Origin of the sequence: Anaerococcus tetradius, assembly GCF_947087635.1 — a bacterium.
GTDB lineage: Bacteria > Bacillota > Clostridia > Tissierellales > Peptoniphilaceae > Anaerococcus > Anaerococcus tetradius.
In genome coordinates this window covers 19,486-45,955 of sequence record NZ_CAMUDP010000003.1, presented here as the reverse complement: position 1 = coordinate 45,955, position 26,470 = coordinate 19,486, and the positions used below count along the sequence as shown (strand labels likewise).

Annotated in this window: 27 protein-coding genes; 2 read left to right on the top strand and 25 right to left on the bottom strand. The window is 35.1% G+C overall.

All coding sequences use genetic code 11. From position 1 onward, the window contains the following. Positions 1-9: 9 nt before the first annotated feature. The 8 genes from P6936_RS01580 to P6936_RS01545 form a co-directional block, all read right to left on the bottom strand. Positions 10-1,431: an NAD(P)/FAD-dependent oxidoreductase gene (locus P6936_RS01580; RefSeq protein ID WP_060928807.1), complete on the bottom strand. Its 1,422-nt coding sequence runs from the start codon at positions 1,429-1,431 to the stop codon at positions 10-12. Positions 1,432-1,546: 115 nt separating this feature from the next. Continuing rightward, a complete protein-coding gene (gene glpK / locus P6936_RS01575) occupies positions 1,547-3,052 on the bottom strand; it encodes a glycerol kinase GlpK (RefSeq protein WP_276880643.1) in 1,506 nt (501 codons plus the stop codon). A gap of 11 nt (positions 3,053-3,063) precedes the next feature. After that, entirely contained in the window at positions 3,064-3,633 is a 570-nt protein-coding gene (locus tag P6936_RS01570; RefSeq protein WP_004836784.1) for a glycerol-3-phosphate responsive antiterminator, read from the bottom strand. A gap of 206 nt (positions 3,634-3,839) precedes the next feature. After that, on the bottom strand, positions 3,840-4,439 hold the full coding sequence (locus tag P6936_RS01565; RefSeq protein WP_040349418.1) for a sugar transferase: 600 nt from the start codon (positions 4,437-4,439) through the stop codon (positions 3,840-3,842). Between the two features lie 33 nt (positions 4,440-4,472). Beyond that, positions 4,473-5,171, bottom strand: coding sequence for a pseudouridine synthase (locus P6936_RS01560; protein ID WP_276864763.1), 699 nt, complete (start codon positions 5,169-5,171; stop codon positions 4,473-4,475). After that, the gene (locus P6936_RS01555; RefSeq protein ID WP_004836781.1) at positions 5,168-5,494 is read right to left on the bottom strand and encodes a PadR family transcriptional regulator; all 327 of its coding nucleotides are present in this window, start codon (positions 5,492-5,494) and stop codon (positions 5,168-5,170) included. The genes P6936_RS01560 and P6936_RS01555 overlap by 4 nt, the downstream gene beginning before the upstream one ends. 40 nt (positions 5,495-5,534) lie before the next feature. Beyond that, complete coding sequence (locus tag P6936_RS01550; RefSeq protein ID WP_276880642.1) at positions 5,535-8,090, bottom strand: ATP-dependent DNA helicase; 2,556 nt, start codon at positions 8,088-8,090, stop codon at positions 5,535-5,537. Next, complete coding sequence (locus P6936_RS01545) at positions 8,087-8,590, bottom strand: GNAT family N-acetyltransferase (protein WP_276880641.1); 504 nt, start codon at positions 8,588-8,590, stop codon at positions 8,087-8,089. The genes P6936_RS01550 and P6936_RS01545 overlap by 4 nt, the downstream gene beginning before the upstream one ends. A gap of 117 nt (positions 8,591-8,707) precedes the next feature. Between P6936_RS01545 and P6936_RS01540 the strand changes: the two genes are divergently transcribed. After that, entirely contained in the window at positions 8,708-9,889 is a 1,182-nt protein-coding gene (locus P6936_RS01540) for an NAD(P)/FAD-dependent oxidoreductase (RefSeq protein WP_276880640.1), read from the top strand. Positions 9,890-9,998: 109 nt separating this feature from the next. Here the strand turns inward: P6936_RS01540 and P6936_RS01535 are convergent, their stop codons facing one another. The 7 genes from P6936_RS01535 to P6936_RS01505 all read right to left on the bottom strand — a co-directional run bounded on the left by P6936_RS01535 (position 9,999) and on the right by P6936_RS01505 (position 16,362). Beyond that, on the bottom strand, positions 9,999-11,573 hold the full coding sequence (locus P6936_RS01535) for an ATP-binding cassette domain-containing protein (protein ID WP_423775379.1): 1,575 nt from the start codon (positions 11,571-11,573) through the stop codon (positions 9,999-10,001). A 177-nt stretch (positions 11,574-11,750) separates the two neighbouring features. Then, positions 11,751-12,221: a hypothetical protein gene (locus tag P6936_RS01530; protein WP_276880639.1), complete on the bottom strand. Its 471-nt coding sequence runs from the start codon at positions 12,219-12,221 to the stop codon at positions 11,751-11,753. Between the two features lie 89 nt (positions 12,222-12,310). Continuing rightward, the gene (locus P6936_RS01525) at positions 12,311-12,592 is read right to left on the bottom strand and encodes a helix-turn-helix domain-containing protein (RefSeq protein WP_276880638.1); all 282 of its coding nucleotides are present in this window, start codon (positions 12,590-12,592) and stop codon (positions 12,311-12,313) included. Next, the gene (locus tag P6936_RS01520; RefSeq protein WP_276880637.1) at positions 12,579-12,941 is read right to left on the bottom strand and encodes a type II toxin-antitoxin system RelE/ParE family toxin; all 363 of its coding nucleotides are present in this window, start codon (positions 12,939-12,941) and stop codon (positions 12,579-12,581) included. The genes P6936_RS01525 and P6936_RS01520 overlap by 14 nt, the downstream gene beginning before the upstream one ends. A 176-nt stretch (positions 12,942-13,117) precedes the next feature. Further along, positions 13,118-14,737, bottom strand: coding sequence for a chaperonin GroEL (gene groL, locus P6936_RS01515; protein WP_060928815.1), 1,620 nt, complete (start codon positions 14,735-14,737; stop codon positions 13,118-13,120). An 18-nt stretch (positions 14,738-14,755) separates the two neighbouring features. Then, entirely contained in the window at positions 14,756-15,037 is a 282-nt protein-coding gene (locus P6936_RS01510) for a co-chaperone GroES (protein WP_040349415.1), read from the bottom strand. A 92-nt stretch (positions 15,038-15,129) separates the two neighbouring features. Continuing rightward, complete coding sequence (locus P6936_RS01505; protein WP_276880636.1) at positions 15,130-16,362, bottom strand: pyridoxal phosphate-dependent aminotransferase; 1,233 nt, start codon at positions 16,360-16,362, stop codon at positions 15,130-15,132. An 87-nt stretch (positions 16,363-16,449) separates the two neighbouring features. Here P6936_RS01505 and msrB point away from each other — a divergent pair, with 87 nt between their 5' ends. Further along, complete coding sequence (gene msrB, locus P6936_RS01500; protein WP_276880635.1) at positions 16,450-16,887, top strand: peptide-methionine (R)-S-oxide reductase MsrB; 438 nt, start codon at positions 16,450-16,452, stop codon at positions 16,885-16,887. A gap of 476 nt (positions 16,888-17,363) precedes the next feature. Here msrB and P6936_RS01495 read toward each other — a convergent pair whose 3' ends face one another. The 10 genes from P6936_RS01495 to metG all read right to left on the bottom strand — a co-directional run bounded on the left by P6936_RS01495 (position 17,364) and on the right by metG (position 26,437). Beyond that, on the bottom strand, positions 17,364-18,656 hold the full coding sequence (locus P6936_RS01495; protein WP_004836769.1) for an NAD(P)H-dependent oxidoreductase: 1,293 nt from the start codon (positions 18,654-18,656) through the stop codon (positions 17,364-17,366). Beyond that, a complete protein-coding gene (locus P6936_RS01490; protein ID WP_276880634.1) occupies positions 18,649-19,857 on the bottom strand; it encodes an aminoacetone oxidase family FAD-binding enzyme in 1,209 nt (402 codons plus the stop codon). The genes P6936_RS01495 and P6936_RS01490 overlap by 8 nt, the downstream gene beginning before the upstream one ends. Next, positions 19,854-21,287 carry a UDP-N-acetylmuramoyl-L-alanyl-D-glutamate--2,6-diaminopimelate ligase gene (locus tag P6936_RS01485; RefSeq protein ID WP_276880633.1) on the bottom strand — a complete coding sequence of 478 codons (1,434 nt, stop codon included), beginning with the start codon at positions 21,285-21,287 and terminating at the stop codon, positions 19,854-19,856. The genes P6936_RS01490 and P6936_RS01485 overlap by 4 nt, the downstream gene beginning before the upstream one ends. 121 nt (positions 21,288-21,408) lie before the next feature. Then, positions 21,409-21,720 carry a type II toxin-antitoxin system RelE/ParE family toxin gene (locus P6936_RS08175; RefSeq protein ID WP_004836766.1) on the bottom strand — a complete coding sequence of 104 codons (312 nt, stop codon included), beginning with the start codon at positions 21,718-21,720 and terminating at the stop codon, positions 21,409-21,411. 9 nt (positions 21,721-21,729) lie between these two features. Next, the gene (locus tag P6936_RS01480; protein WP_004836765.1) at positions 21,730-22,011 is read right to left on the bottom strand and encodes a type II toxin-antitoxin system RelB/DinJ family antitoxin; all 282 of its coding nucleotides are present in this window, start codon (positions 22,009-22,011) and stop codon (positions 21,730-21,732) included. Positions 22,012-22,109: 98 nt separating this feature from the next. Then, on the bottom strand, positions 22,110-22,340 hold the full coding sequence (locus tag P6936_RS01475) for a glutaredoxin family protein (protein ID WP_004836764.1): 231 nt from the start codon (positions 22,338-22,340) through the stop codon (positions 22,110-22,112). 32 nt (positions 22,341-22,372) lie between these two features. Then, on the bottom strand, positions 22,373-23,215 hold the full coding sequence (gene rsmA / locus P6936_RS01470; protein WP_276880632.1) for a 16S rRNA (adenine(1518)-N(6)/adenine(1519)-N(6))-dimethyltransferase RsmA: 843 nt from the start codon (positions 23,213-23,215) through the stop codon (positions 22,373-22,375). Continuing rightward, entirely contained in the window at positions 23,212-23,742 is a 531-nt protein-coding gene (rnmV, locus tag P6936_RS01465; RefSeq protein ID WP_004836762.1) for a ribonuclease M5, read from the bottom strand. The genes rsmA and rnmV overlap by 4 nt, the downstream gene beginning before the upstream one ends. Next, positions 23,739-24,500 (bottom strand): TatD family hydrolase, encoded by a 762-nt coding sequence (locus P6936_RS01460; RefSeq protein WP_276880631.1) that lies wholly within the window; start codon positions 24,498-24,500, stop codon positions 23,739-23,741. The genes rnmV and P6936_RS01460 overlap by 4 nt, the downstream gene beginning before the upstream one ends. Beyond that, the gene (metG, locus tag P6936_RS01455) at positions 24,500-26,437 is read right to left on the bottom strand and encodes a methionine--tRNA ligase (RefSeq protein WP_276880630.1); all 1,938 of its coding nucleotides are present in this window, start codon (positions 26,435-26,437) and stop codon (positions 24,500-24,502) included. Before metG ends, P6936_RS01460 begins: the two co-directional genes overlap by 1 nt. Positions 26,438-26,470: the final 33 nt, after the last annotated feature.

Below are 26,470 nucleotides of genomic sequence, written 5' to 3'. Positions count from 1 at the left end.
ACGCCCTCCTTACTTTACATGGCCTTTGATATAGTAGGAATCTGGGTGATTTTTAACTATATCATCGTAGTTTTCGCCAAGTTCTCTGGCGAGTATTTCCATAACTCTTGGTAGACAGAAGCCACCTTGGCATCTTCCTGCTGTAGCTCTGACTCTTCTTTTCACTCCATCAACAGTCCTAGCCCCAAGTGGACGATTAATAGCATTTACTATCTCGCCTTCTGTTACTTTTTCGCATCTGCAGATGATTTTACCATATCTTGGATCTTTTTTGATTAGGGCATCATGTTCTTCTAAGCTTAATTCGCTTGTTTTTGGTATCGGATTTCTGTCATAAGTAAAGTCTTTGTTTTCTTCAAGGCCAAGTTTATCGCTAACAAGTCCTGCCATATATTCGCCAATGGCTGGAGAAGATGTTAGGCCTGGAGATTCGATTCCTATACAATCGAAGAAACCATCAAGACTTTCTTTTAGGATAAAGTCTCCTCCTACTTCGTGGGCCCTGTTGCCTGAAAATGATGTGATTACCATTCTTACTGGGACATTGACAACTGTATCGTTTGATTTTTCTATTACTTCTTCTAGGTGTTCTCTAGTTGATCTTATGTCATCTTTTTCGTCTACGAAGTCTGATGTTGGGCCTACTAGGGTGTTGTTATCAATAGTTGGTGAAACAAGGATTCCCTTACCCTTTTCTGTAGGTAGGTTGAACATTACATGGTTGACGTAACCTTGTGTATCCTTATCAAGAAGGAGGTATTCTCCACGTCTTGCTCTTATTTCAAACTTCTCATCGCTTACTTTATTGTGGATTTCATCAGAATAAAGACCTGCAGCATTTACAATTGTTTTTGTTTCATATGTAGCTTTTTCTGTTACGACTTTCCAATAGCCATCTTCTTTGATTGTATCAATTACTTTTGAGTTAAACTTATATTCAACTCCATTAATATTAGAAACTTCTGCAAAAGCAATATTCATTAGGAAGGGATCAAGGATACCTGCTTCTGAACAATATAGGGCGTAGCATACATCATCAGAAACATTTGGCTCCATTTCTCTAACCTTATCTCCATCCATAATTTCCATGCCCTTAACTCCATTTTTTATACCAAAATCGTAGAGTTCTTTAAGTTGTGGATAATTTTTTTCGTCATGGCACAATACAAAGGTTCCAATTTTCTTGTAAGGAAAAGCAAGTTTTTTTGCTTCTTCTTCCATCATTTGGTTGCCTCTGACATTCATCTTAGCCTTGAGGGTACCTGGGTGAGCGTCGTAGCCACCATGGCAGATGCCGGAGTTGGCCTTGGATGTCTCAGTACATACATCTTCGTTTTTTTCTAATAATAGGAATTTTCCTTTTTTCTTTGATAATTGGTAGGCAATTGATGTTCCGGTAACTCCACCACCTATAATTATAGCATCATACATATATTCCTCCCTTTCAATGGAAAAGAAGGCGAGCTAAAGTAGGGTAATACTTTAGCTCGCCTTCTCTAATTTCTATTTAGTTTATATCTTACCTTATTTTTTAAAAATTGTTAAGTTATTCCTCGTAAGTTTTTGCCCAAGAGAATGATCTATCAACTGCTCTTTGCCAGTTTCTATCTTTCTTATCTCTTTCTTCTCTTGAGATTTCTGGGGTAAATTCTCTATCAACTAGACGATTTTCTTTTATTTCATCTAAGTCTTTGTAGTAACCTACTGCAAGACCAGCAAGATAAGCTGCACCAAGAGCTGTTGTTTCAAGAGTCTTTGGTCTTTCTACCTTAGTTTGAATCATATCAGCTTGGAATTGCATCAAGAAGTTATTTGCAGAAGCACCACCGTCTACTTTTAGTTCATGAAGGTCTCTTCCGCTATCTTTACTCATTGATTGAAGAACGTCATTTGTTAGATAAGCTAGAGATTCAAGGGTTGCTCTTACTATATGATATTTGCTTGTTCCTCTTGTAATACCTACTATAGAGCCTCTTGCATAAGCATCCCAGTAAGGAGCACCAAGTCCTGTAAAGGCTGGAACTACATAACATCCATTAGTATCTTTAACTTTGGTTGCCATATATTCTGTATCATCAGCAGCATCTACTATTCTTAGTTGATCTCTTAGCCATTGGATGGCAGAACCTGCAACGAAGATTGAACCTTCAAGTGCATAGTTAACCTTACCATCGCCAAGTCCCCAAGCTATAGTTGTTACTAGACCATTATCAGACTTAACAGCAGTTTCTCCTGTATTCATTAGTAGGAAGGCACCTGTTCCGTAGGTGTTTTTAGCATCGCCTTCACTAAAACAGGTTTGACCAAATAAGGCTGCTTGTTGGTCACCAGCCATACCTGCTATAGGAATTTCACCATCGAAATAACCTGAGAAGGTATTACCATAAACATAAGAAGATGGTTTAACATCTGGGAGCATACATTTTGGAATATTCAAGATAGAGCAAAGTTCATCATCCCATTCTAGGGTATGAATATTAAAAATCATTGTTCTTGATGCGTTTGAATAATCTGTAACATGAACCTTACCACGGGTTAGGTTATATACTAACCAAGTATCAACTGTACCAAATAATAGCTCACCATTTTCTGCTCTTTGTTGACCATTTTCGATATGATCTAGGATCCAACGAATCTTTGTTCCTGAGAAATATGGGTCAACTACAAGACCTGTCTTATCTTGGATAGTTTTTTTGTAGCCATCAGCTACGAGTTTGTCAGCCATATCTGCTGTACGGCGGCATTGCCAAACGATTGCATTATAAACAGGTTTACCAGTAGCTTTTTCCCAAACAATAGTTGTCTCTCTTTGGTTTGTTATACCGATTGCTTCTATTTCATCTGCAGTAATACCTAGTTTTGCTATAGCTTCAGTGCATACACCTAGTTGAGTTGACCAGATTTCTGTTGCATCATGTTCTACCCAACCTGGATGTGGGAAGAATTGTGTAAACTCTTTTTGAGCTACTGACAATATCTCACCTTTTTTGTTAAAAATGATTGCCCTATTACTAGTTGTACCTGCATCAAGTGCCATGATATATTTTCCCATAATATCTCCTTTTACATTTTCCATACATCGCTATTAGATGATGATATAGCTATGGCGTTAGCGTTAAGAGCATTAATCACATCACTTTTTTCATTAATAAGGCCGCCAGCCACAACAGGAATGTGAGTTCTCTTTGATATATCATCCAATATCTTTGGCATAATTCCAGGAAGTATCTCTATGAGGTCACAATTTGCTTTTTTTACCGTCTCCTTAACACTCTCATAAGAAAGTGAGTCCAAGACGAAAAATCTAAGTATTGAAAATAGGCCTATTTGCCTAGCATATGAAGCATTTTGTGGCCTCGTAGTAATAATCCCGTCAGCATCAGTGTAATTTTTGATGAAAGCCGATGACAGTTGGGAGCTTGATAATCCTTCAATCAAATCCTCGTGAACCATGACTATCTTTCCATGTTTTTTTAGTTTAGTAACTATGTGAGGGATGCTTTCTACAGTACCAAAAAGCACGAACACTATTTTGTTTTCACTATCCAAAGAGTCTCTTAAATCTTTGTTGTTTTTGATAGCCATGATAATAGGATTGTCATAAATTGTATCAAATATCTCTTCGCTAGTCATACAACCTCCATGAACGCAGAAAACGAGCGTGTAAAATTTTCACAGCTCGCCATCTCTTATATATTCTCTTACTAGTAGTTTACCACAAACAAAAAAATCTTGCAATCATTTTCATAAAATATTTTATGTATATTTGTAGGATTTGGTTTTTTACAAGCTTTGTGAACTAAAATTTTTTTCAAAAAAAGGAAAATGTTTAGTTTTTTCTAAAAATCTTCCTTTTTTCCTTCGCTAATTCCCTCGCCAGCTAGGACTTGAGGGATAGTTTTTAATATAATTTTAAAATCATTTAAGAAAGTAACATTTGCTGCATATTCTCCGTCGGTCTCAGCCTTTTTTTTGGGAGGTAGATTATCTCTTCCAGAAATTTGGCTAAGGCCAGTAATACCAGGTCTTACATTTATGGCTCCATATTCTTTTCTTAAATTTATTAACTCTGTTTCTTTTAGGATGACAGGTCTTGGACCTACTATACTCATATCACCCTTAATAATATTTATCAACTGGGGAAGCTCATCTATTGATGTCTTTCTTATGAAGGAGCCAACCTTTGTAATATAGCTATCAGCATTAGCAAGCTCCCATGTCGCAGCGTTTTTGGGTGCATCCGTTGACATCGACCTGAATTTAATACAAGAAAAAGGCCTAGCTCCCATGCCTGATCTTTCTTGGATGAAAAAGACTTTGCCTTTAGGCTCTTCTATTTTTATGGCCAAGGCTGTAAGCAAAAATATAGGTGAAAGGATTATAAGGCCTAGGAGGGCCAAGATCCTATCTAGTATATTCTTTACATATTTCTCGTACATAATTTTCTCCATTAATCTTAACTAATCCTAATTCTACTCTACAAATAGGGATATTTCATCATCACTTAGTTCCCTATATTCTCCTTCAGCAAGGTGGCTATCAAGTTTTAGTTTTCCTATTGCAAGTCTTTTTAATTTTAAAACTTCATTGTCGCAATTAGAGAATAGTCTCTTGACTAAGTGAAACTTACCTTCTGTTACCCTTACTAGGGCCTTTTTCTCTTCCAAAATCTCAAGCTTGGCAGGTCTTGCTGTATAGTCGTCTTCTTTGATATAGACACCTTCTTCGAAAATCTTTATGAGGTCATTTTTAATTTCATCACGAGTTTCTACTTGGTAAGTCTTTTCTATGTTAGAATTTGGACTTGTAACCTTGTGGATGAACTTTCCGTCAGTCGAAAGAAGGATAAGACCTGTCGTATCCTTATCAAGTCTTCCTGCTATAGAAAGATCTAAGTTCTTATAAAAATCATCCAAGATGTCTATTACAGTAGGATCCTTATCTTCTGTCGCAGAAAGAAAGCCAGCTGGCTTATTCATCATGATATATATATTTTCGAAGTAATCTACGAATTGATCCATGTAGTAAACTTCATCAAGGTCTGGGTCTACCTGGATTGATGTATCTTTTACTACTTGTCCATTTACTATTATTGCTCCCTTTTTAGCATTACGCTTGATATTTTTTCTAGTATCTAGGCCGGAATTTCCGATCATTTTATCTAATCTCATTTTCTACCTTTCTTCAAAACATTATTTGTGGCAAGACTAAGCTCATCAAAAGAAGTATAAAAACCTTCAAGGTATTGCCTACCCTTAGGACTTATATAATAATACTTCCTCCTTGGTCCAATCTTTGACTTCTTGTAGGCACCAAAGATTAGGCCCTTCTTGGATAATCTTTGAAGGATGGGATAGACTGTTCCCTCAGTCATAGCATAGAAGCCTGAATTTTTAAGCTCCTCTACTATTTCGTAGCCATATGTTTCGTTATTTTTTATTATATGAAGGATAATTCCTTCTATTACTCCCTTTAGCATTTGAGATTCAATCATTTTATCACCTGCCTATATTGTATAGCACAGTAGCGTATTTTCAAGCTCTATTGCAATAAAATTTCATCTGACAAAATTTACAAGCATCTTTATCATCTGTCCTTTTATCAAAATTTTCCTCTATAATATTTTGAGCTAGCCTATCAATTTGATCTAAATCAAAGTTTTGCTCACGAACTTTGATTAACTCATCCTTTTCTATAAAATACAAGTACATATCCTTAACTTCTTCTCCATTAAGCTTCATAAGTTTATTGTAAGTTATTACTTGCTTTTTGTACTTATCTAGGCTTTTATCATTAAAAGAGCCTGTCTTTAGATCCATAATCGATTGATCTTTTAAAATTATATCTATGTTACCTTGAAGGATATAAAAATTCCTATCTGCCTTATAATTGACTTCACTAGACCTGACTTCAAAAGCCTTGTTTAAAAGATTGGATATAGGAATAATGAAGCTTTCATTTTCTTTGAGGAAGTCTGTCATAGCCTTTTTGTCAAAATTGTCTGAATACATATATTGGGCAAGCTCGTGAACCTTAGAACCAAAAATAAGGCTTTGAGTCTTTTTTTGTCTGTAGGATAATTTCCTTACAAACTTATACTTGAGCGGACAAGTTAGGTAGATATCAATATCTGTTGTATAGGCAAGGATTTTCTTCTCATTTTCTTTCTTTGCCATCTTAAAATCAATAGAAGCTAGGATTGATGAATCATCAAGGCTTAAAGCGAAGTTTTTAATTCTAAAGTCTCTCGAATTATCCAAAACTACCAAAAGATTCTTGGCCCTAGTAAAGGCTGTGTAGTATTTTCTGTAGAAGTCTAGATTCTTTTTTTCAAGGCTATCACTTGCTAGGTAGCTATCTGTATATTTGGGATAGTCCTTTCTTGGATAATCGTTAAGACTTGAAACAAAAACCACATCAAACTCTAGACCCTTTGATTGGTGGATAGTCATAAAATTTATGGCATCTTCATAAGAGTCATCCTCATCAAATTCTCCAATGGCGTTTTTCTTAAAGTAAACAAAAAGAAAGGCATTTACAAACTTTAATCCAGAATCTTTACTCTTAGGATAAATTTCATCGAAGTCGACACATAGATTTACGAATTTTCCAGTATTCTTGTAAATCCTTTCTCTATCAAGCTCATCTATCGCCCCTTCTAGTATCTCCTTATAGAAAGCAAGGCCCATTACTTTGTAGATTATAGCTGATAGGTCTTGACCTGCTTCTAAGAAAAAAAGAAAATCATTAATCTCTCTAGAAGAAATAAAGCTATCATCTTCTAGAATACTTTTAAGATACTTCCTATAAGTGTTTTTTTGCCTTTGTTCATAGGTCATAAATCTTTCATCAAAATCCACATTTATGCGGTCAAAATTTGCAATTTTCATAAGGACATAGACAAAAAACCTAATCTCTTTCCTATGGAAAAATTTATCGCTCTTTCTATTTATTACTCTGATATTTTCCTTAGAAAATTTCTCCTCAAGGGCTTGTGGATAGGGATTGGCAAAGCTTGGAAATAGGAAGGCAATTTGATTGAGCTTTATCTTTTTTGAAAGAAGCTTTACGATTTTTACGAGATTATCCATCTCATCTGCTCTCGCCCTAACTATGGTGTTAGGATTTTCTTTCTCATCGACTGACCTTAACTCTTTTCTGCTTGCTCCCTTGGCTTCTTCCATGAACTTTCTCGCCTTATCAATTATTACTTGATTGGACCTGTAATTTATATCGAGAAAATATTTTTCCACCTTAACTTTCCTCCTTTGGTAGAATTTCTCGTCAAAATGGGTGAGGTTTTTAGCATCCGCTCCCCTAAAGGAGTAAAGGGCCTGATCATCATCACCGAAGACTATGATATTATTTGAATCAGTCAAAGCAAAGGCGATTTCTTCTTGGATGAGGTTGGTATCTTGGTATTCGTCTATAATTACAAGATCTATTGATTTTCTTATCTTTTCACCGATAAGGGGATCTTTTAGGAGGTCAAGAAATCTTTTTAGGATGAGCTGAAAATTAATTAGACCTAGCTTATTTAGAAGATTTTCATAGGTCAGATAAATTTCATAGCTTAGCCTATCCTTAGGATTTTCGGAATTTTTAAGCTTATCTAGGTCTAGGACTTGGTTAATTATAGTTTGGAAAATATCTAGGATGCTAGCTACTTCATCTTTCTTGATGAAGCTTTCAAAATTATCAAGACCTGTGAAAAGGTTCAGATTTTCCCTTACTATAAACTCTTCCATAAAGGAGTCTATGATTTTGAGATTGAAAAAATTATGGTCGAGCCTCCTATATTTTGTAATGAAATCCATGGCAAGGGAGTGAAAGTTACCTATCATCATGTCCTTTAAGTCCACCCTAAGACCTTCTTCCTTTAGCCTTGTAATTATTCTAGTATTAAGCTCATGGGCTGCCTTTTTGGTAAAGGTCGTAATAAGGATCTTGTTAGCTTTAAAGCGTTCGTTTTTTATGGCTTCTGCCACAAAATTTACAATAGTATGGGTTTTACCTGTGCCAGGCCCCGCTATAACAAGGGCTGGAAGCTTGGCATTTTTAATAATTTCTTCTTGGCCTATATTTCTCATAAGACTTTTTCATAGCATATCCTATCCTTAAAAATGCCGTCCTCATCTACTTGAATTAGCCCAAGTTTCCTAAAGGAAAACTTATCAAGAAGACCCCTCATCCTAAAATTATCCTCATGGGTGTCTATCCTAAGCGAATCTTTCCCTAAATTTTCTGCCAAAGATACGATCTCTCCCATAAATTTTGTCCCGAGGCCTTTTATCTTTGATTTCGAATCGACCATAAAAGTATGGATAACTAGATAAGTTGACCCTTCAAAGTCATTTTCATATCTATCGTAAGTTGGCTCCGCATTTTCACTTAGAAAAGCATAGGCGTAAACTTCGCCATCCCTTTCATAAACATAGCCGGATTTTTTTTCGATTTGCCCTTCTATAAGATTTTTATCCGGATTTGACTTTTGCCATTGGTCGACTCCATCTTTTTTAAGAGATGCTTTCGCCAAAGCGATAAACTCTTCTATCCTTCTTATATCTGTTTTCTCTGCGATCCTAATCATAAATAAACTCCTTACTTTCTTCTACTATACCATAGTCTTTGCTTAGCTAGTCTAAGTTTGTAAGATAAATTAACAAAATGTATAATGGACATAGAAATAAAGATTGAGAGGAATATTATGTACGATTATCTAATTATAGGAAACGGAATTGCTGGCCTTTCAGCAACTGAAGAAATAAGAAAAAAAGATCCTCAAGGAAAAATTTTAATAGTATCAGAAGAAAAACCATCTACTTATTGGAGAACAAGACTATCAGATTTGATAAGTAAAGACTTCACAGATGATGAAATCTTTGTTAAAAAAGAACCATGGTATAACGAAAGAAAAATCGAGGAAAGACTTTCAACTAAAGTAGAGAGAATAGATCCAGAAAAAAGAATAGCATATCTTGCTGGTGGAGAAGAAATCGAATTTGGCAAGGCCCTTATTGCAACAGGGGCAAGAGCCTTCGTTCCACCAATTACAAACGTAGACTCCAAGGGTGTCTTTGCCATAAGAACTGTAGATGACCTTAGAAGCTTTAAGGAGTATGTAGCCGACAAGAAGGAAGTAGTAGTTATAGGAGGGGGAATCCTAGGACTAGAAGCAGCCTTCTCTGCCCAAAAACTCGGCCTAAACATCACAGTAATAGAAAGCTTCGACTACTTACTAGCAAGACAACTCGACCGTGAGCTTTCAGAAAAACTTGAAGAAAACTTAAACAATATGGGAATTACGACCTACACAGGCAAAAACACCCAAGAAATCCTCACAAAGGACGGGGCAGTTTGCGGAGTAAAGCTTGCTGATGGAACTGAAATTCCTGCAGATGCTATAATGGTTCAAGCTGGTATCAGATCAAACATCAAGATGGCCCAAGAATCAGGACTTGAAACTGACAGAGGAATTATGGTAAACGACCACCTAGAAACAAGTCACGAAGGAATCTTTGCAGCAGGAGACTGTGCACAAATCGGCCAATTTACCATAGGACTTTGGACATCAAGCCAAGAAATGGGCAAGATCGCAGGCCATAATATGACAGGTGATAGCGAATCTTACAAGCAACCAAAACCATTCTCAACCCTAATGCTCGGAGATATCAAGCTATTTTCTGCTGGAATGAACTCAGGAGAAGGAATCGAAGAAGAAAAGAAAGAAATAGACAACAAAATCTACAAACTTTTCAAAAAAGCAGATTCATATGTAGGCGGCATCCTCTGGGGAGACATAATGTATCAAAACGATGTGAAAAATGTAGTATTTAACGGCAAAGCCCTTGAGGAAACAAAACTAGGGACAGAGATTTTTGGAAAATAGATTTTAAAAAATTAAATAAGGTTAAGCTAAAAGGCAGAGATTAACTTCCCTGCCTTTTAGCTTTTATAGGTAGACTGATTTTTAATAATTATTTTAGAAGTATTCTTTTTTAATGATTCTCAATTACAAACTCCTTATTTATAATTTTTATTTTCTTATCAAATACATTAAGAAATTCGCCATTTGTAGAATGACTAACACAGATAATTAATTTATCTTGGATTCCCTTTATTATTTTAGAAATCAGAATCTCATTTTCAAAATCTAATGCAGATGTTGGCTCATCCATAATAATAACCGACTTATCTAAATATAAAGCTCGGGCTAAATCTAATCTTTTTTTCTCACCACCTGATATACTATCTTTACTTAAAACACAATCAAATTCATTATCTTTTGAATTAAACCAGTCAGAAAGACCCACTTTTTCTATACACTCTTGTGATCTTACTAAATCTACATTTTCCGAAAATAAAGTTATGTTATTTAGTATACTTGTATTAAAAATTATAGTTTCTTGTGGTATATAAAACATATTATCGTAATAAGATGATTTATCTATTTCTGATAACTTCTTTTCGTTGATAGCAATATAATCATTAGCATACTCATATATTCCAAACAAAGAATTAAGAAATGTACTTTTTCCAGACCCACTTTCTCCTAGAAGTACGTATTTATTTCCATTCATAAAGTTAAAAGATATGTTTTTTAAGATAATTTTATTAGAAAAAGATAAATTCAAATTCTTTATATCAATTTTTTCTATATTACTTATCTTGCTATTGGTTTTTTTATCATTTGTTTTACATTTATCAATAAAATCTAAATAATCAAAGAAAATTTTTCTTGATGACAAAAACTCACTATAAATATTTGATATTGTTTGAATAGGACCAGCTATTGTAAACATTAATGTTGTCATTGCTATTAAAGATGGCAAGGTTAATAAATTCTTATACACAAATATTCCACCAATTATCCAAGTTCCAGAATATAAGACATTACCAAGTCCGTAGGATATGGAATAGGTTTTTAATAGTGATGATTCAAAAAATATACTTTCATGTTTAAGTTTCTCTCCTAATAGTTTCAATCTATCATGGAAAAATAGTTTTAAATTTGAAATATTTACAAAAAGAATATTATCTGCATATTCATTATAACTATTGAGGTACTTGTCTTTAGCATTTTTTTGTAATTCCTTTTTATTAGCAAGAATCTTTTTACTTATTATAGGTGTGAGTAATGGAATAGCTGACAGAACGAGCATAATTATAGTTAGATACCCTTGTATATATATAGCAGAAATCAAGGAAATAACAAACATAAAAGAATATAATATTATAGATAGTAAATTTCTTATATATGATTCCTCTACTATGCTCAAATCATTTACCATTTTGTTTTTTATTGTATTAGTAAAATTATAGTCCATTTTTGACAATTCTGTTTCATTTATATTTTTTATTAGGTCATTTTTTAAATCTAAGGATATCCTATTGGTGATTATAGACCTATATTTTTTTGGTATATAATCAAAACTGGCTTCAAGTATAAGGTAGGGAATTGCAAATATTGAAAATAAAATCAAAGCCCTGAAGTCATTATTTATAGCAGAACTAGTGATTCTTTGATATAAAAACGCAGTACCAGCAGTTAAACTAGCAGAAATGAAACACATAAATATATATATTATAATATTTTTTTGTTGTTTTTTATATATTTTCTCATTTTCTATACTTTTCTCTCCTCTAAAATATATTTAACGCCAATTTACATATCTATACAGATATGGCCATTTCCTTATTCTTAGAATGAATTTAATAGAGCATTTTATAAATGATAAATCAAAACTATATTATCTATAATATTTGTACTCTCTTATCCAAGTAGCTATCCATCCTCCTATAGACAAAACAAAACCTGCTATTAATTCAACAAAAAACATAGGGGTTGTGAAGATGAAATCGTTTGAAAAAGCTATTAATAAGTTAATGAAAATAAAAATCCCTATTAGAATTAAGTTAATCTTCACCCAAAAATCATAGGAATTCGCATAATTCTTTTCACTTCTAAGAGCTATTCTTGAATAATATCCCGAAATCTTCCAAGAACTTCCATATAGTTTTTTCACAAGTTCATAAGGAGGCCTAGCAAAAAACCTCAAAATATAAACAATCAGAAGTAAAATAGAAAAAGCAAAAACCAAGTAAATTGAATTTCCATTATTCTTCAAAGTGTCAAATATATATTCTTTGAAAAACTCAATTATGCCAAATATCAATAAAAGCATAATAAGATCTATCATGATAAATTTATTTTTTCTCATTACATAATCTCCCTTAACTAATAGCTTTATATATTAAAATTTCTAATACTTATATAATAGGAAAAACCTAATTCTTAAGAGTAAAATTATTATATTTTCGGAACGAATTCTATTTTTAAATCCATCCCTAGGCCTTCGGCTAATCTTTTTAGTAAATTAATAGTAGGATTTCTAGTTCCGTTTTCTAACTTACTAATATCAGCTTGATCTATTCCTGTTTTTTTCGCCAATTCTTCCTGAGTCAAATTCTGTAATTTTCTAGCATCTAGCATAGCCTTAATTATATCAAGCTCCGGGCTTATCTTTTTATATTCTTTTTTGAATTCCTCATCTTTTAATTGTTCTTCCAAGTATTTATCAAATGTTTTCATATTGTTCCCTCTCAATAAATCTTTTCCTATATTTCTTTGCTTTGTCTATTTGATTTTTCGGGGTTTTTTGGGTCTTTTTTATAAATCCATTAGTTAATATTATCTTCTTATCATAATAGAAAAAATATAGAACTCTTGTTATATCACTTCCTACTTTTCCTCTTAGCTCGAAAATACCATCATCTATATGTTTGCTATAGGGCGATCTAAGTTCATTTCCATAATCTTGGAGTAAAGAAATTATACCCACTAGTTTAGCCCTAGACTTCTTTGGTAAACTATCTAAAAATTCTTCTACTGGTATTCTTCCATTTTCAGCCTCATAAAATAGAACTTCGAAATTATCCATCACATCTCCTTAATTTTATTTTATGTTATATATACCATATTGTCAACGAAACAATTTCTTAGTAAATAGTTTATAATAGTAGGGATAGTAAGAATTGTTAAATAAAAATTAACTTAGATATAAAGTTGAACAAAAAAACAGAAGAGCTTTTACACTCTCCTGTCTTAGTTTTTATTTTAATACATGCCTGGCATGCCTGCTGGCATTTGTGGTGCTTCTTCTTTTGGGATGTCTGCTACTGCTGCTTCTGTTGTTAGGATCATTCCTGCAACACTTACTGCGTTTTGTAGGGCAGATCTTGTTACCTTGGTTGGTTCTACGATTCCTTTTTCGAACATATTTACATATTCGTCATTGTAAGCATCATAGCCTTCATCTTTAGCTGAATGTTTTACTCTTTCTACTATTACGGATCCATCCATACCAGCGTTTTCTGCAATTTGTCTTAGTGGAGCTTCTAGGGCTTTTTCTATGATGATTGCACCTGTTTTTTCATCTCCCTTTAGGCTTTCAGATAGTTTTTTAATCTTTTCTATTGCTCCTATTAGGACAACTCCACCACCTGCAACGATTCCTTCTTCAACTGCGGCTCTTGTTGCTGATAGGGCGTCTTCGATTCTGTATTTTTTCTCTTGCATTTCAGTTTCTGTTGCAGCTCCAACGTTGATTACTGCAACTCCACCAGCAAGTTTGGCAACTCTTTCTTGAAGTTTTTCTTTTTCGTATTCGCTATCTTCTGTTTCTACTTGTTTTCTGATATGGGCAACTCTTTCTTCAAGGCTTTCCTTAGATCCCTTACCTTCTACTATTGTTGTGTTGTCTTTGTCAACTTTAACTTTCTTAGCAGATCCTAGCATGTCTATTGCTGTATCTTTTAGTTCCATGCCAAGCTCTTCGCTTACAACTGTTGCTCCAGTGAGTATTGCTATATCTTCAAGCATAGCCTTTCTTCTGTCGCCATAGCCTGGTGCTTTTACGGCTACTACGTTAAAGGTTCCTCTTAGTTTGTTTAGGATAAGAGTTGTTAGGGCTTCGCCATCTACATCATCTGCTATGATTAGAAGTGGCTTGGTTGATTGAACGATTTGCTCTAAGAGTGGGAGGATTTCTTGGATGTTTGAAATCTTCTTATCTGTTAGTAGGATGTATGGATCATCAAGTTCTGCTATCATCTTTTCATTGTCTGTTGCCATGTAAGGTGATAGGTAACCCTTATCAAATTGCATACCTTCTACTACATCTAGGTGGGTATCAGTTGTCTTTGATTCTTCTACTGTGATTACTCCGTCATTGCCAACTTTTTCCATTGCGTCTGCTATGAATTTACCGATTTCAGGGTCTGCTGATGAAATTGTTCCTACGTTTTGGATAGCTTGTTTGTCTTCTACTTCTCTTGAGTTTTCTTTGATATAAGCTACGACTTCGCAAGTTGCTTTTTTAAGTCCCTTTTGTAATACTACAGGATTTGCTCCAGCTGCGAGGTTCTTTAGACCTTCTTTGATGATGGCATGAGCTAGGACTGTTGCTGTTGTTGTTCCATCTCCTGCTACGTCATTGGTCTTTGTTGCAACTTCTTTTACAAGTTGTGCTCCCATATTTTCAAATCTATCTTCAAGTTCTATGCTTTGGGCAATTGTTACACCATCGTTTGTGATTGTTGGTGCTCCATAAGCCTTATCTAAAACTACATTACGTCCTTTTGGTCCAAGGGTAACTTTTACTGCATTTGCTAGTTTATCAATTCCTGCTTCAAGACTAGCTCTTGCATCAGATGAAAATTTAATATCTTTAGCCATATAATCTTCCTTTCGTTTCTATTTTACAACTGCAAGTATATCGTTATATTTAACTACGATATATTCTTTATCATCAAGTTTAACATCTGTTCCGGCGTATTGAGAATAGATTACCTTATCTCCAACGCTTAGAGAATCTTTTTTCTTTTCGTCATTTTCTATATCAGAAGAAATTGCAACTACTTCTGCATATTGTGGTTTTTCTTGGGCACTTTCTGGAAGTACGATTCCAGAGGCTGTTGTCTTTTCAGCTTGTGCTTTTTGTATAACTACTCTATCACCTATTGGTTTTAGCATCATAATTTTCTCCTTTATTTTTACATTTAGCACTCACAAGTCTAAAGTGCTAACTCACAATATTAATATACTAAGACCAAAAATTTTTGCAAGTTTTATTTCTCATTTATATAAAAAGCTAGTCTATCGACAAGTTGTGGGATTTTTTTCTCGCTTACTCCACAAATCGCAACCCTAATCCCCTTGGCTTGAGGGATAGTAAAGATATTTTCTTTTTCTAATTCTTCTGCAATCTCAAAGGCCCTAGCAGTTGGAATAAAGGTGAAAAAACCTCCAAAATACGGAATCATGGTTAGCTTATTCTCCCTTGCTTTTAGGACGAATAAGTCCGCCCTTCTTTTAAGCATAGCTCTTAAAGCTTCAAGTTCCTTCTCATAGACTTTTTTGTATTCCTCTTTTTCCAAATCTATGAGGATGTTTTGAGCTACATGGGTTCCATTAGACCAATTGCATCTTGCTGAATGCGAAAGAGATGCTTCAAATTCTTTTATTATTTCCTCGCTTTGAGATATTCCTACTGCTGCCCCACATCTTAGGCCGTAGGCTGTGTGAGATTTGCTCATAGAAAAGCAGACTATTACCATCAAATTTTCTGGAAGAAGGGAAAATTTCTTAAAAAATCTCCTCTGCTCATCCCCATCTCCAGCAAATTCCAGATAGGCTACATCTACTATCAAAGTAAGCTTTTTGGATTTATCTTCTGCTTTTTCTTTAAGAAGACCAATAACTTTATCCCACTCATCATCTGATAGGGAATAGCCAGTTGGGTTGTTGGCAGGTGAATTGATCAAAAGAGCAATTCTATCAGCATACCTTAGCCCCTCACAAACAGCTTCTTCTAAAGCCTTGATATTAAAGGCATAATCATCAGTAAAAAACTTGTAGGTCCTAAAATCTCTCTCAAATTCTTGGCAGATTTTCCTGTAAGGAGCCCAATAATAATCGTGGCAAATTAATGGATCTCCCCTATCAAGATAAGAAAAAATCGCAGACCTAATAGCTCCTGTTCCTCCAGGACTTGCTATAGCTGAGATAAAACCTTCTGGCTTATAGGCTCCAAAAAGATTGTCAATTACTATCCTCCTGTACTCCTTCTCTCCTTCGATTGGTGCATAAGATGCAATCCTTGACCTGTCCATTTCATCAAGTCTATCATAAACAGAAGGAAGGCTAATAAGTTTTCCTTCATCATCTGCGAGTGTTCCTAAAGCAGCATTAATTACAGCGCTACTTCCATTTTTTTCTATAGCGGCGTTAGCCCTATTGTTTATAGCAAAGGCTAGATCTGGACCGTCATTCCATGTAGCCTTCTTGATTGTCATTACCATAAAATCCTCCTAATTACTTTTATTATACTACCAGCTTAAAGAATACCCCTAAGTAAAAGGTATAATTTTATTAAGAAAGGAATTTTTATGACCTACGACAAAAAAGATTTGAAAAATAGATTAAGCGATATCCCCTACAGGGTTACCCAAGAAAATGCAACAGAAAGACCCTTTTCTTCTGTCTATGACAACTTTTATGAAGAGGGAATCTATGTAGATATAGTAAGTGGAGATGCCCTTTTCTCATCAAGAGATAAGTACGATGCAGGATGTGGCTGGCCTTCCTTTACTAAGGCCCTTGATGATAGTGAAATTAAAGAAGAAGTGGATTTAAGTCATGGTATGATTCGTACCGAAGTAAGAAGTAGGGAGGCAGACAGCCACCTAGGCCACGTCTTTTCTGACGGCCCAGCTGATAGGGGAGGGCTTAGGTATTGCATAAATGGAGCAAGCCTTAGATTTATTCCCAAAGAAAAGATGGAAGAAGAAGGCTATGGTAAGTATCTAAAATTGTTTAATTGCTAATAGTTGATTAGCTTAACAAAAGTATTGTAAAAATAATTCTATTGCACTTTCAACCAATATGCTGTATAATATACGCGACTAGAAAGAAAGTAGTTCCATTTTGGACGCAAAAAAGACAGGAGAGCCTAACATACTCCTGTCTTTTTTTATTTGGCTAGTTACTATCTTTTCTGTTTTCTAACTTTTGTATTAATCTGTCTAACCATTTGCAAATGCAGTGACTAGTTACATCTACCATGACGGCTATTGAGAAAGAAAGTAGCTTTTTCATTTTGAACGCCCCCTTACTGTTACCAGTATAGGGATAGTAACATTATAATTATATCAGGTGTTTTTATATTTTTATAATATTTTAACTCCAAATTATAATTTATAAGGTGAAAAACAAATTATACCAAACACTTTAAGTTTTAATATTCTATTATAGAAATAAGCATTCAAAAAGACCGATTGTCCTAGAACAATCGGCCTCTTTTTTACAATTTCATTGAGTTTTGTCTTCTTCTTAGTCTTGTGATAGTTGCTTTTTCGTCAAGCTCTACCATGGACATGTCTATTACTGTTCCCTTTTTGATATCTTTAATAGCTCTTGATTTGTCTGTGATTAAGGCTATTGGCAAGAGGTCTTCTGTTAGGCTTCTGGCATGGCTTGTTAGTTTTCCAAAAACAGTTCTTGAGCCAACTCCTTCAAGCTTTTCTCCAGCCTTTATATCTCTTTTTGCTATTGTAACTGTATCTGCTACTTGACCATGAAGAGGAACTATTGTAGCTTCATTTTCTACTACTGCCTTGTAGATTGTAATTGGAGTTTCAAGACTTGTTAGGTGGTAAGGTCTATACATTAGATAGTTTGGACCATCACCAAAGCCTAAGAACTTCATAAGATCTCTTACGTCTTCTTGATCGCTTGTTACGATTATAAAGACTCCTGGAGCCATTCCTCTTGAAAATTCTACAACTCCATATCTTGAAAGCTTACCACCGTCTGCCTTTAGTTTGAAATCTTCTACGGCAGTTTCTGGGCTTGTGTCGATACCGTGGCAACCGAAAGTATCTGGTAAGAATCCTAGGGCGTTGGCTGCTGAGTTTAGCTCAAGCATGGTGTTTGTTCCGTCTACAAAGCTTGTAAGCATTTTTGCTGATAGGCCTTTTTTCTTTGCTTCTTCTGCGAGAGTTTCTGGTGTTGCATCATTATCTAGTGGGTTGTTCTTACCCTTTGCTGCAACTAATACTTCAAGGCCCATACCATAGGCGTATTCTACAAGATCGATTATAGCTCCTGGCTCATCGCCGAGGATTCCTGTATAAACAACTCCCGCCTTTTTTGCCATATCGTGAAGGACAGGTCCTACTACGGCATCACATTCTACGTTAAAGGTAATCATGTGCTTGTGGTATTGGATAGTTTTTCTTGCTATTACTGCTCCAAATGGAGGGTTCCCTGTACAATCTATTACTGCATTGATCTGCAAAAGCTTATAGGCTAGTCTGTAGTTTGTTGAAACACAAACGAAACCCTTTTCCAAGACTTCATAGCCTTCGTTATAGTCATCTGTAAATATTATCTTATCTTCAGCAACTCCAGCATTAACAAGGGCCTTGATTGCCTTTTGTGGAGTTCTTTCTACAACAAGCTTAACTTCCATGGCATCCATCTTTGATAATTGGCTTATCAAGGATGAACCCATCTTGCCACAGCCTATTACTGCAAGCTTTATGCTTTCTCCATTGTCTTTCAATTCTTTTAATTTTCTATTTATTTTAAACATTAATACTCCTTATTTTCTCGCAGGCTACTTTCGCTGAGGAAAAAGCCCATTGTATATTGTACCCCCCACATGAGCCGGATACATCTAGGATCTCGCCACAAAAGTATAAATCTTTATATTTTTTTGACTCCATAGTCTTATAATCTACAAATCTTGTATCAATTCCCCCTATCGTTACCTGGGCATTGGTCTTATCATTTATATCCTTGATGTGAAAACGCATTTCTTTCAAGATTTTGATAAGCATTGCCATATCCCTATCGCTAAGGTCATCTGCCCTCTTGTTTACATCAATCCTAGCCTTAATTAAGATATCATCAATCAGCCTGTCATTTACAAGCCCCAAAAGAACCTCATAGATACTTCTTTTAGGATATGTATTAAGCAAAAATCTTATCCTTTTTTCTAAGTCTTTACTTCCATAAGTCGGAAAGAAATCTATAAGGACAAGAGGATCTTCCTTTTTGCTTAAACTTATACTTATCTGGTTAGACAAATCCAAAATCGCTGTTCCACTAAGGCCATAGGTTTGGAAAATTACATCATCTGTTGATTCTTTAATCAATTTTCCACGGACAAGAAGGCTCGCCTTGGCTCTTATCCTAGTACCCTTGGCTTTTTTCGATAATTTCTCCTTGGTCTTGTAATTAGTAATAGCATAAGTAAGGCTTGTAACTTGCTGCCTATCTTTTAAAATATCTAATATCAAGCCATCAGAACCTGAATTTGGGAGGGTGATTCCTCCGCTTGCAAGGACTAGGATATCATATTTGTATTTATTTCTATCACTTACAATTAACTTCTTTTTTAAATCAATGCCAACAATTTTTTCATTAAAAACAAATTTAGCATTTTCCTTAGCACTTATGTACAAAATATCCCTAACTGTTTTGGCAGCCATAGTCGCAGGATAGCACCTGCCACTAGGAAGATGCGTGCTGTCAATCCCTAGGTCAGAAAAATATTTTATTAAATCTTCATTAGTAAATTTCTCAAGGGCATATTTTGGAAAATCGGGATTTTCCCCTTGATAATAGGAAGGAGAAAAATTTAGATTGGTAAAATTGCACCTACCATTTCCGCTCGCAAGGAGCTTTCTTCCAGCTTGATCGTTAGAATCTATTACAGTAAGGTCAAGTCCCTCTGCAAAAGATGCAAATGCAAGGCCGGCAACCCCTGCCCCTATTACAAAGACTTTCATAGCTCTTCCAAGACTTCCCTTAAAGTTTCTCTTTCACTATAAGGGGTCTTCTCATTGCCATGAAATTTGATAAAATTCTCCTCGCCCTTTCCTAAAAGAAAAACATAATCGCCTGGCTTTGCCATTTTGATGGCATATCTCATAGCATCTTTTCTTTCTTTTCTAATAACATAGTCTGCCTTGTATTCATCAAGGCCTACTATTATCTCTTCATTGATATGATCGACATTATCAAATTTTGGATCATCTGTTGTAAGGACAGAAAAGACCTTATACTTGCCACAAGCGTTTCCTATTAGCCTTCTAAATTCAGAATTTCTATCCCCATTTATGCCAAAAACTGCAATTATATTACTTCCCTTTGGCACTGACTCGAAAAGGGCCTCATAGGCTCTAGGCGTATGGGCAAAATCTAGGATGATATTTATTCCTAGGTCATTTTCTATATATTCAAATCTAGACTTAATCCCCTTAAAATTCTTAAAAGCTTCTCCAATATCCTCCATAGAAGCTCCCATTTGATTGAGGCAGGCTACCGCAGCGAGCGTATTATATATTTCGTAATTAGCAATTTTGTTGAGGACAAATTCTACTCCCCTAATCTTAAAAGTGATTTTACCGTCTTTTTTAACAATATCTTCGGCCCTATAATCTGCACTTTCTTCATCTATGGCAAAAGTTATAGTCTTTGAAAAAAGCTCTTTAGCTCTTTTACCATATGGATCATCAATATTTGCTAGGGTATTTTTTGCATTTTCAAATAAAATCATCTTGGCCTTAAAATAATTATCCATAGTCTTGTGATAATCTAGATGTTCTTCGGAAAGATTAGTGAAAATCCCATAAGCTATATCTAGACCATAAAGTCTTTTTTGATCAAGACCATGGCTTGAAGCCTCAAGGGCTAGGTGGTGGATGTTCTTTTCAAGGCACTTAGCAAGGATTCTATTTACTTCAGTGATGTCTGGAGTAGTATTTGATGTTGGAATTATCTCATCGCCTACATGAGCATTGTTTGTTCCGATACTTGCACTATCACCAAAAATCTCTCCCATAAGAAAGGCTATAAGCCTTGATGTAGTAGTCTTGCCATTTGAACCAGTAACTGCTACAAGCTCCATCTTTTTGGATGAAAAATCGTAGATGAGATTTGAAATTTGAGCTAGGGCCTTCCTAGGGTCGTTTACCCTTATATAAGAAATTCCCTCTTCACAAGTTACATCTTCTGTGTGAATAATAAGGCTTGCTCCCTTTTTTATAGCGGAAGCTATGTAAGCGTGGCCATCACTAAGAGAGCCCCTGATTGCGACAAAGGCAGTCGCCTTATTAGCCTTTCTTGAATCATTTGTAATAGCCTCTATGGCTATATCATTTGCTTTTTTATAATCTATGTAAGATATGTGTGAAATAATATCTTCAAAACTTATCAAAATAATTTTTCCTTTCAAAATAAAAATCTTTTATCTATCTCTAAGTATGTATTTTACCATTATTAAGTGAGAAAATAAAAACTAGTTTAACTCATTCTAATAAACAAGATAAACTAGTCTTCTATTGGTACAATATTTTATCTATATTTCTTTTAGCATATAAGACTCTTAAAATATAAACAATTTCTTTATCTAAATCGATACTATAAAAAATCAAATAGTTTCTAACAGGAAAACTTCTTATAGCAATTCCTAAGGATGACGACTTGTATATTCTATGTCTTTGAGGCATTACTTCTAAACTTTTTACTGCATTCTTAATATCAAGAATAGTTTTACGTGCAATATTATCTGATGATAAATTTAAAGATATATAGCTTTCAATACTATTAATATCTTCCTTAGCACTCCCAGTTATCTTAAGCTTAAACATTTTTCTAAATCAACCAAATACTTCGTCTACATCGTAGATATTGCCATCATCTATGTCTTTAAGGCCTTCTTTTAGCAATTCATCTAATTCTTTCTTAGATATTTTTGAAATATCCATGGATTTTTCTTCTGGAATTTTAAGATCAAAAGGTAGGCCCTTATTTAAAATAATTTGCCTATAAAACATATCTATCGCATTTGAAGGTGCGATTCCTAACTTTCTTAGAATATCTTCAGCTTCATCCTTAACTTCTGGTTTAATCCTAATATTAATCTTGGCTGTCTTTTCCATAAAATCTCCTTTTTTAAATTATACAGTTATGTGTGGCTTTTGTCTATACAATTTATAAGGCATAAAAAACAAAGCCGTCTCCAGCCTTGCTCCTATAATTACTTATTAAGTTTTGCTTCTATTGCTTCCTTGTCGAAGCCTACTATGTCTTCCCCGTCGATGTTAATAACAGGTACTCCACGATAGCCCTTGCTAACAAGATAATCTACTGCTTCCTTGTCTTTGTCGACATTCATTTCAGTAAATTCGATTCCTTTTTCATTGAAATATTGTTTTGCTGCCTTGCAGAAAACACAAGTGTTTGATGTATAAATTTTAATATCTGCCATATTATCCTCCGTTTTCTATATATACCCAATAATTATAGAGTCTCAATTGTTTTTGTCAAATCAATAAAATCATCTAGGGACAAATTCTCTGCCCTTAGCTTTTCATTTATACCCAGTTTATCAAAGGCTAATCTCAATTTCTCTTTATCTACTGCATCAGCTAGGGAATTTAGGATAGTCTTTCTCCTCTTGTTAAAGCCTGCGTGAACTAGGGCAAAAAGCTTAGACTCATCTACATCGTCCCTATACTTTCTAAGCTTTAGTTTAAGTACGGTTGAGTCGATTTTAGGCTGGGGCATAAAGACGGACTTAGGCACGTTTGTGATTTTTTCTGCCTTAGAGAAATATTTTATAAATACAGAAAGCGATGAGTATTCCTTATCCTTTTCTGTAGCAAGCATCCTATCAGCAACTTCTTTTTGAACCATAATAGTCATATCTGTGCAAGGCAATTTGCTTGTAACAAGTTTTTCTATTATAGGGGTTGTGATATAGTATGGGAGATTGCTTACAACTTTGAAGGCTTCTCCAGAAAATTCTTCCTCAACTATTTTTTCTAAATTAGCCTTTAAGATATCCTCGTGGATTAGCTTAAAGTTATCAAACTCTTCCATATTTTCTTCAATGATTGGAAGAAGGGCACTGTCGATTTCTATGGCTACAACTTTCCTTGCTGATTTTGCCATCTCATAGGTTATTGTTCCTATCCCTGGTCCGATTTCTAGGACATTTGTATCTTTAACATCTGCTCTATCTACGATTTTTTCTACGAAATTTTTATCTACAAGAAAATTTTGGCCGAGCGATTTGGAAAATCTAAAGTTATAAAAATCTATTATATCTTTTACAACTTTTGGTGAATATAATTTTTTCATAATTTTTCTACCGCCTTTTCAAATTCTTCTCGACTTATGGCAAAGGAATTGAGCTTTGATAGGAGTTGTTTGGCATTGTAATAGCCTATTCCTAACATATCTCCAAGCTTTTCCCTATTATCCCTAGAGTCCTTACCAAAGGAAAGTCCATTGTTTATGAGATCGGCCATAGTAAATACCTCTCTCTTCTCGCTTATTTCAGCCTTGGCATTTTTTAGAGCCTCTCTTATAACTTCAGGCTCTGCATTTTCTACTCCAAGGTCGTTTTTCTTGATAGCTTTTTTTCTGTCTATATAGGCGTGCTTGGCAGTGGGTATGTGCCCCGCAATCCTTGCCCTAATCTTTTTTCCTGCATAGTCAGGATCAGTTAGAATAATTATCCCACACCTGTCGTTTATGACTTTTAGCCTTTCTATTAGGTCTATGCCAAAGGCAAGGCCATTTGTTGCAATCATCTCACACTCTACCGCCCTTTTGACATTGGCTATATCATCTTTTCCTTCTACTACTATTGTTTCTTTAATCATAAGGCAAAAAATTCCTCTGCATTCTTACTTGTCTTTTTTTCTAATTTTTTAAGCTTCATTCCTCTAAGGTTAGCAATCTCACGAGCAACTTCTATTATCTTTCTAGGATCATTTCTAAGACCCCTATAAGGCTCTGGTGTTAGATATGGGCTGTCTGTTTCAAGCATAAGCCTATTGATATCGACATGGCTTGCAGCAAGCTTCTCATTTTCTCCATTAGAAAAGGTCACAACCCCACCTATTGAAATATAACAGCCAAGCTCCATATACTTATCTAAAAGATCCAAGCTTTCAGAAAAGCAGTGGATTTGAATTTTTAAATCCCTATAAGCCTTTAAAATCTCTAAGGCATCTTCACCAACATTTCTCGTGTGGACTACAACTGGAAGCTTTAGCTTTCTTGCGATTTCTAGTTGCTTTATAAAGATTTCTTTTTGCTTATCTTTATTATCATCACGCCAGTAATAATCAAGGCCAATCTCTCCAATAGCTACGACTTTTGGATTTTGGGCTAGCTTTTCTATAATTTCTAGGTCATCTCCTCCCATAGTTTCAATTTCTTCTGGGTGGATGCCGACTTGGGCATAGAAGTTGTCAAATTTTTGGGCAAGGTCTACCGCCATCTTTGAATCGTGGATGTTACAGCCAGGATTTATTAGAGCTTTAATATTAAAATTGGACAGGTCCTTAATAATAAAGAGCCTGTCACAATCGAAAGCCTTATCTGTTAGATGGGCGTGGGTGTCTATTAAAGCCATTAACTTACCTTACTTCCTGGCTTGATGTCTGTGAGGGTTGATAGGAGAGTTAGGTCATTATCGAAATCTGCCGCCAAAAGCATGCCTTGAGATTCAATACCACGCATCTTTCTTGGGGCGAGATTTTTAACAACTATTACGTTTCTGCCTATCAAGTCTTCTGCCTTATACCATTTTTTGATGCCAGATATAATTGTCCTTGGCTCAGCTTCTCCAATGTCAACCTTAAATACCAAAAGCTTGTCAGCATCTGGGTGGTTTTGGGCTTCTAAGATTTTTCCTACAACCAAGTTTACCTTAGTAAAATCTTCGAAATCTATAAATTCTTCTTTTTCTTCTTTTGCATTTTTCTTTAGTCTTTGTTCGATAAGTGCACCATTGGCATCATGAAGTCTTACAAGTTCCTTGTCAATATCAAGTCTATCGAAGAGGTTCTTGCCCTTAGATACTCTGGCATTTTCTTCAAGAAGTCCAAACTTTCCAGCTGACTCAAAACCCTTGTTGTCTGTGCCGATTTTTTCTAGGATTTCTCTTGTAGTATTTTTCATAACTGGCTCGATTAATTGGGCTACAATTCTAATAGTTTCAGCAAGGTTGTATAAGACTCTGTCAAGCCTTTCTTTATTAGCCTCATCGCGGCCTAAAATCCATGGTTCTGTTTCATCTACATACTTGTTGGCACGACGAATAAGTACCCATATGGCTTCGATGGCTGCGTTAAAGTTAAACTCATCCATAAGCTTGTTAAACTTGCTGTAAGTCTCTCTAGAAAGAGCTATTAACTCATCATCAAAGCTATCAGAAACTGTTCCCTTTCTAACAACTCCACCATTGTACTTATCAATCATTGAAGTAGTTCTTGAAACAAGATTTCCTAGGTCATTTACAAGGTCAGAATTATATCTTTCCATGAATTTCTTGGCTGAGAAGTTGCCGTCAGAGCCGAAGTTAAATTCACGAAGCATGAAGAATTTAAGAGCATCAACCCCATAAAGGTCTACCAGTGGTTCTGGATACATGATATTACCCTTGGACTTACTCATCTTGTCATTATCAAAGAGAATCCAACCATGGGCGAAAACTTTCTCTGGTAGAGGAAGGTCTAGGGCCATCAAGAGGGCTGGCCATATTATAGTATGAAATCTTACTATATCCTTACCAATTAGATGGACTCCGGCTGGCCAATATTTCTCAAATTTTTCCTTATCATCCCCGAAGCCTATAGCAGAAAGATAGCAAGATAGGGCATCAATCCAAACGTAAACAACATGCTCATTATCAAAAGGAACATCTACTCCCCAGTCAAAGGAATTTCTAGTTACAGAAAGGTCGGATAGACCCTTGTCTATAAAGTTGTTAAGCATTTCTTTTTGCCTAAAGGCTGGTTCAAGAAACTCTGGGTGGTCTTTGAAAAGCTCTTTTAGCCTGTCTGTGTATTTGGAAAGTCTAAAGAAATATGTTTCTTCTTCTTGATAGTCTACATCCCTTCCACAATCAGGGCACTTGCCATCTTCAAGTTGAGCTTCAGTCCAAAAAGTCTCGCAAGGAGTACAATAATATCCCTTGTACTCACCCTTGTAAATATCACCTTGTTCATAAAGTTTAGTAAAAATATTTTTAACGTCTTCTTCGTGTTGCTTCTCAGTTGACCTAATGAAACGATCATAGTCAATCTCAAGTTTTTTCCAAAGCTCAATTGTCTCAGAAGCAATTTTATCAACGAAAGCTTGAGGGTTAACTCCAGCATCTTGGGCACTTTTCATAATCTTTTGACCATGCTCGTCAGTTCCTGTAGTTAGGAAAGTATCATAGCCAAGGAGATTTTTATATCTTTTTAGCACATCAGCTATCACTGATGTATAGGTATTTCCGATATGTAAGTTAGAATTTGGGTAATATATCGGAGTTGTTATATAGTAAGTTTTTTTCTCAGTCATAATAATCCTTTCATAATTCAAATGAATACATTA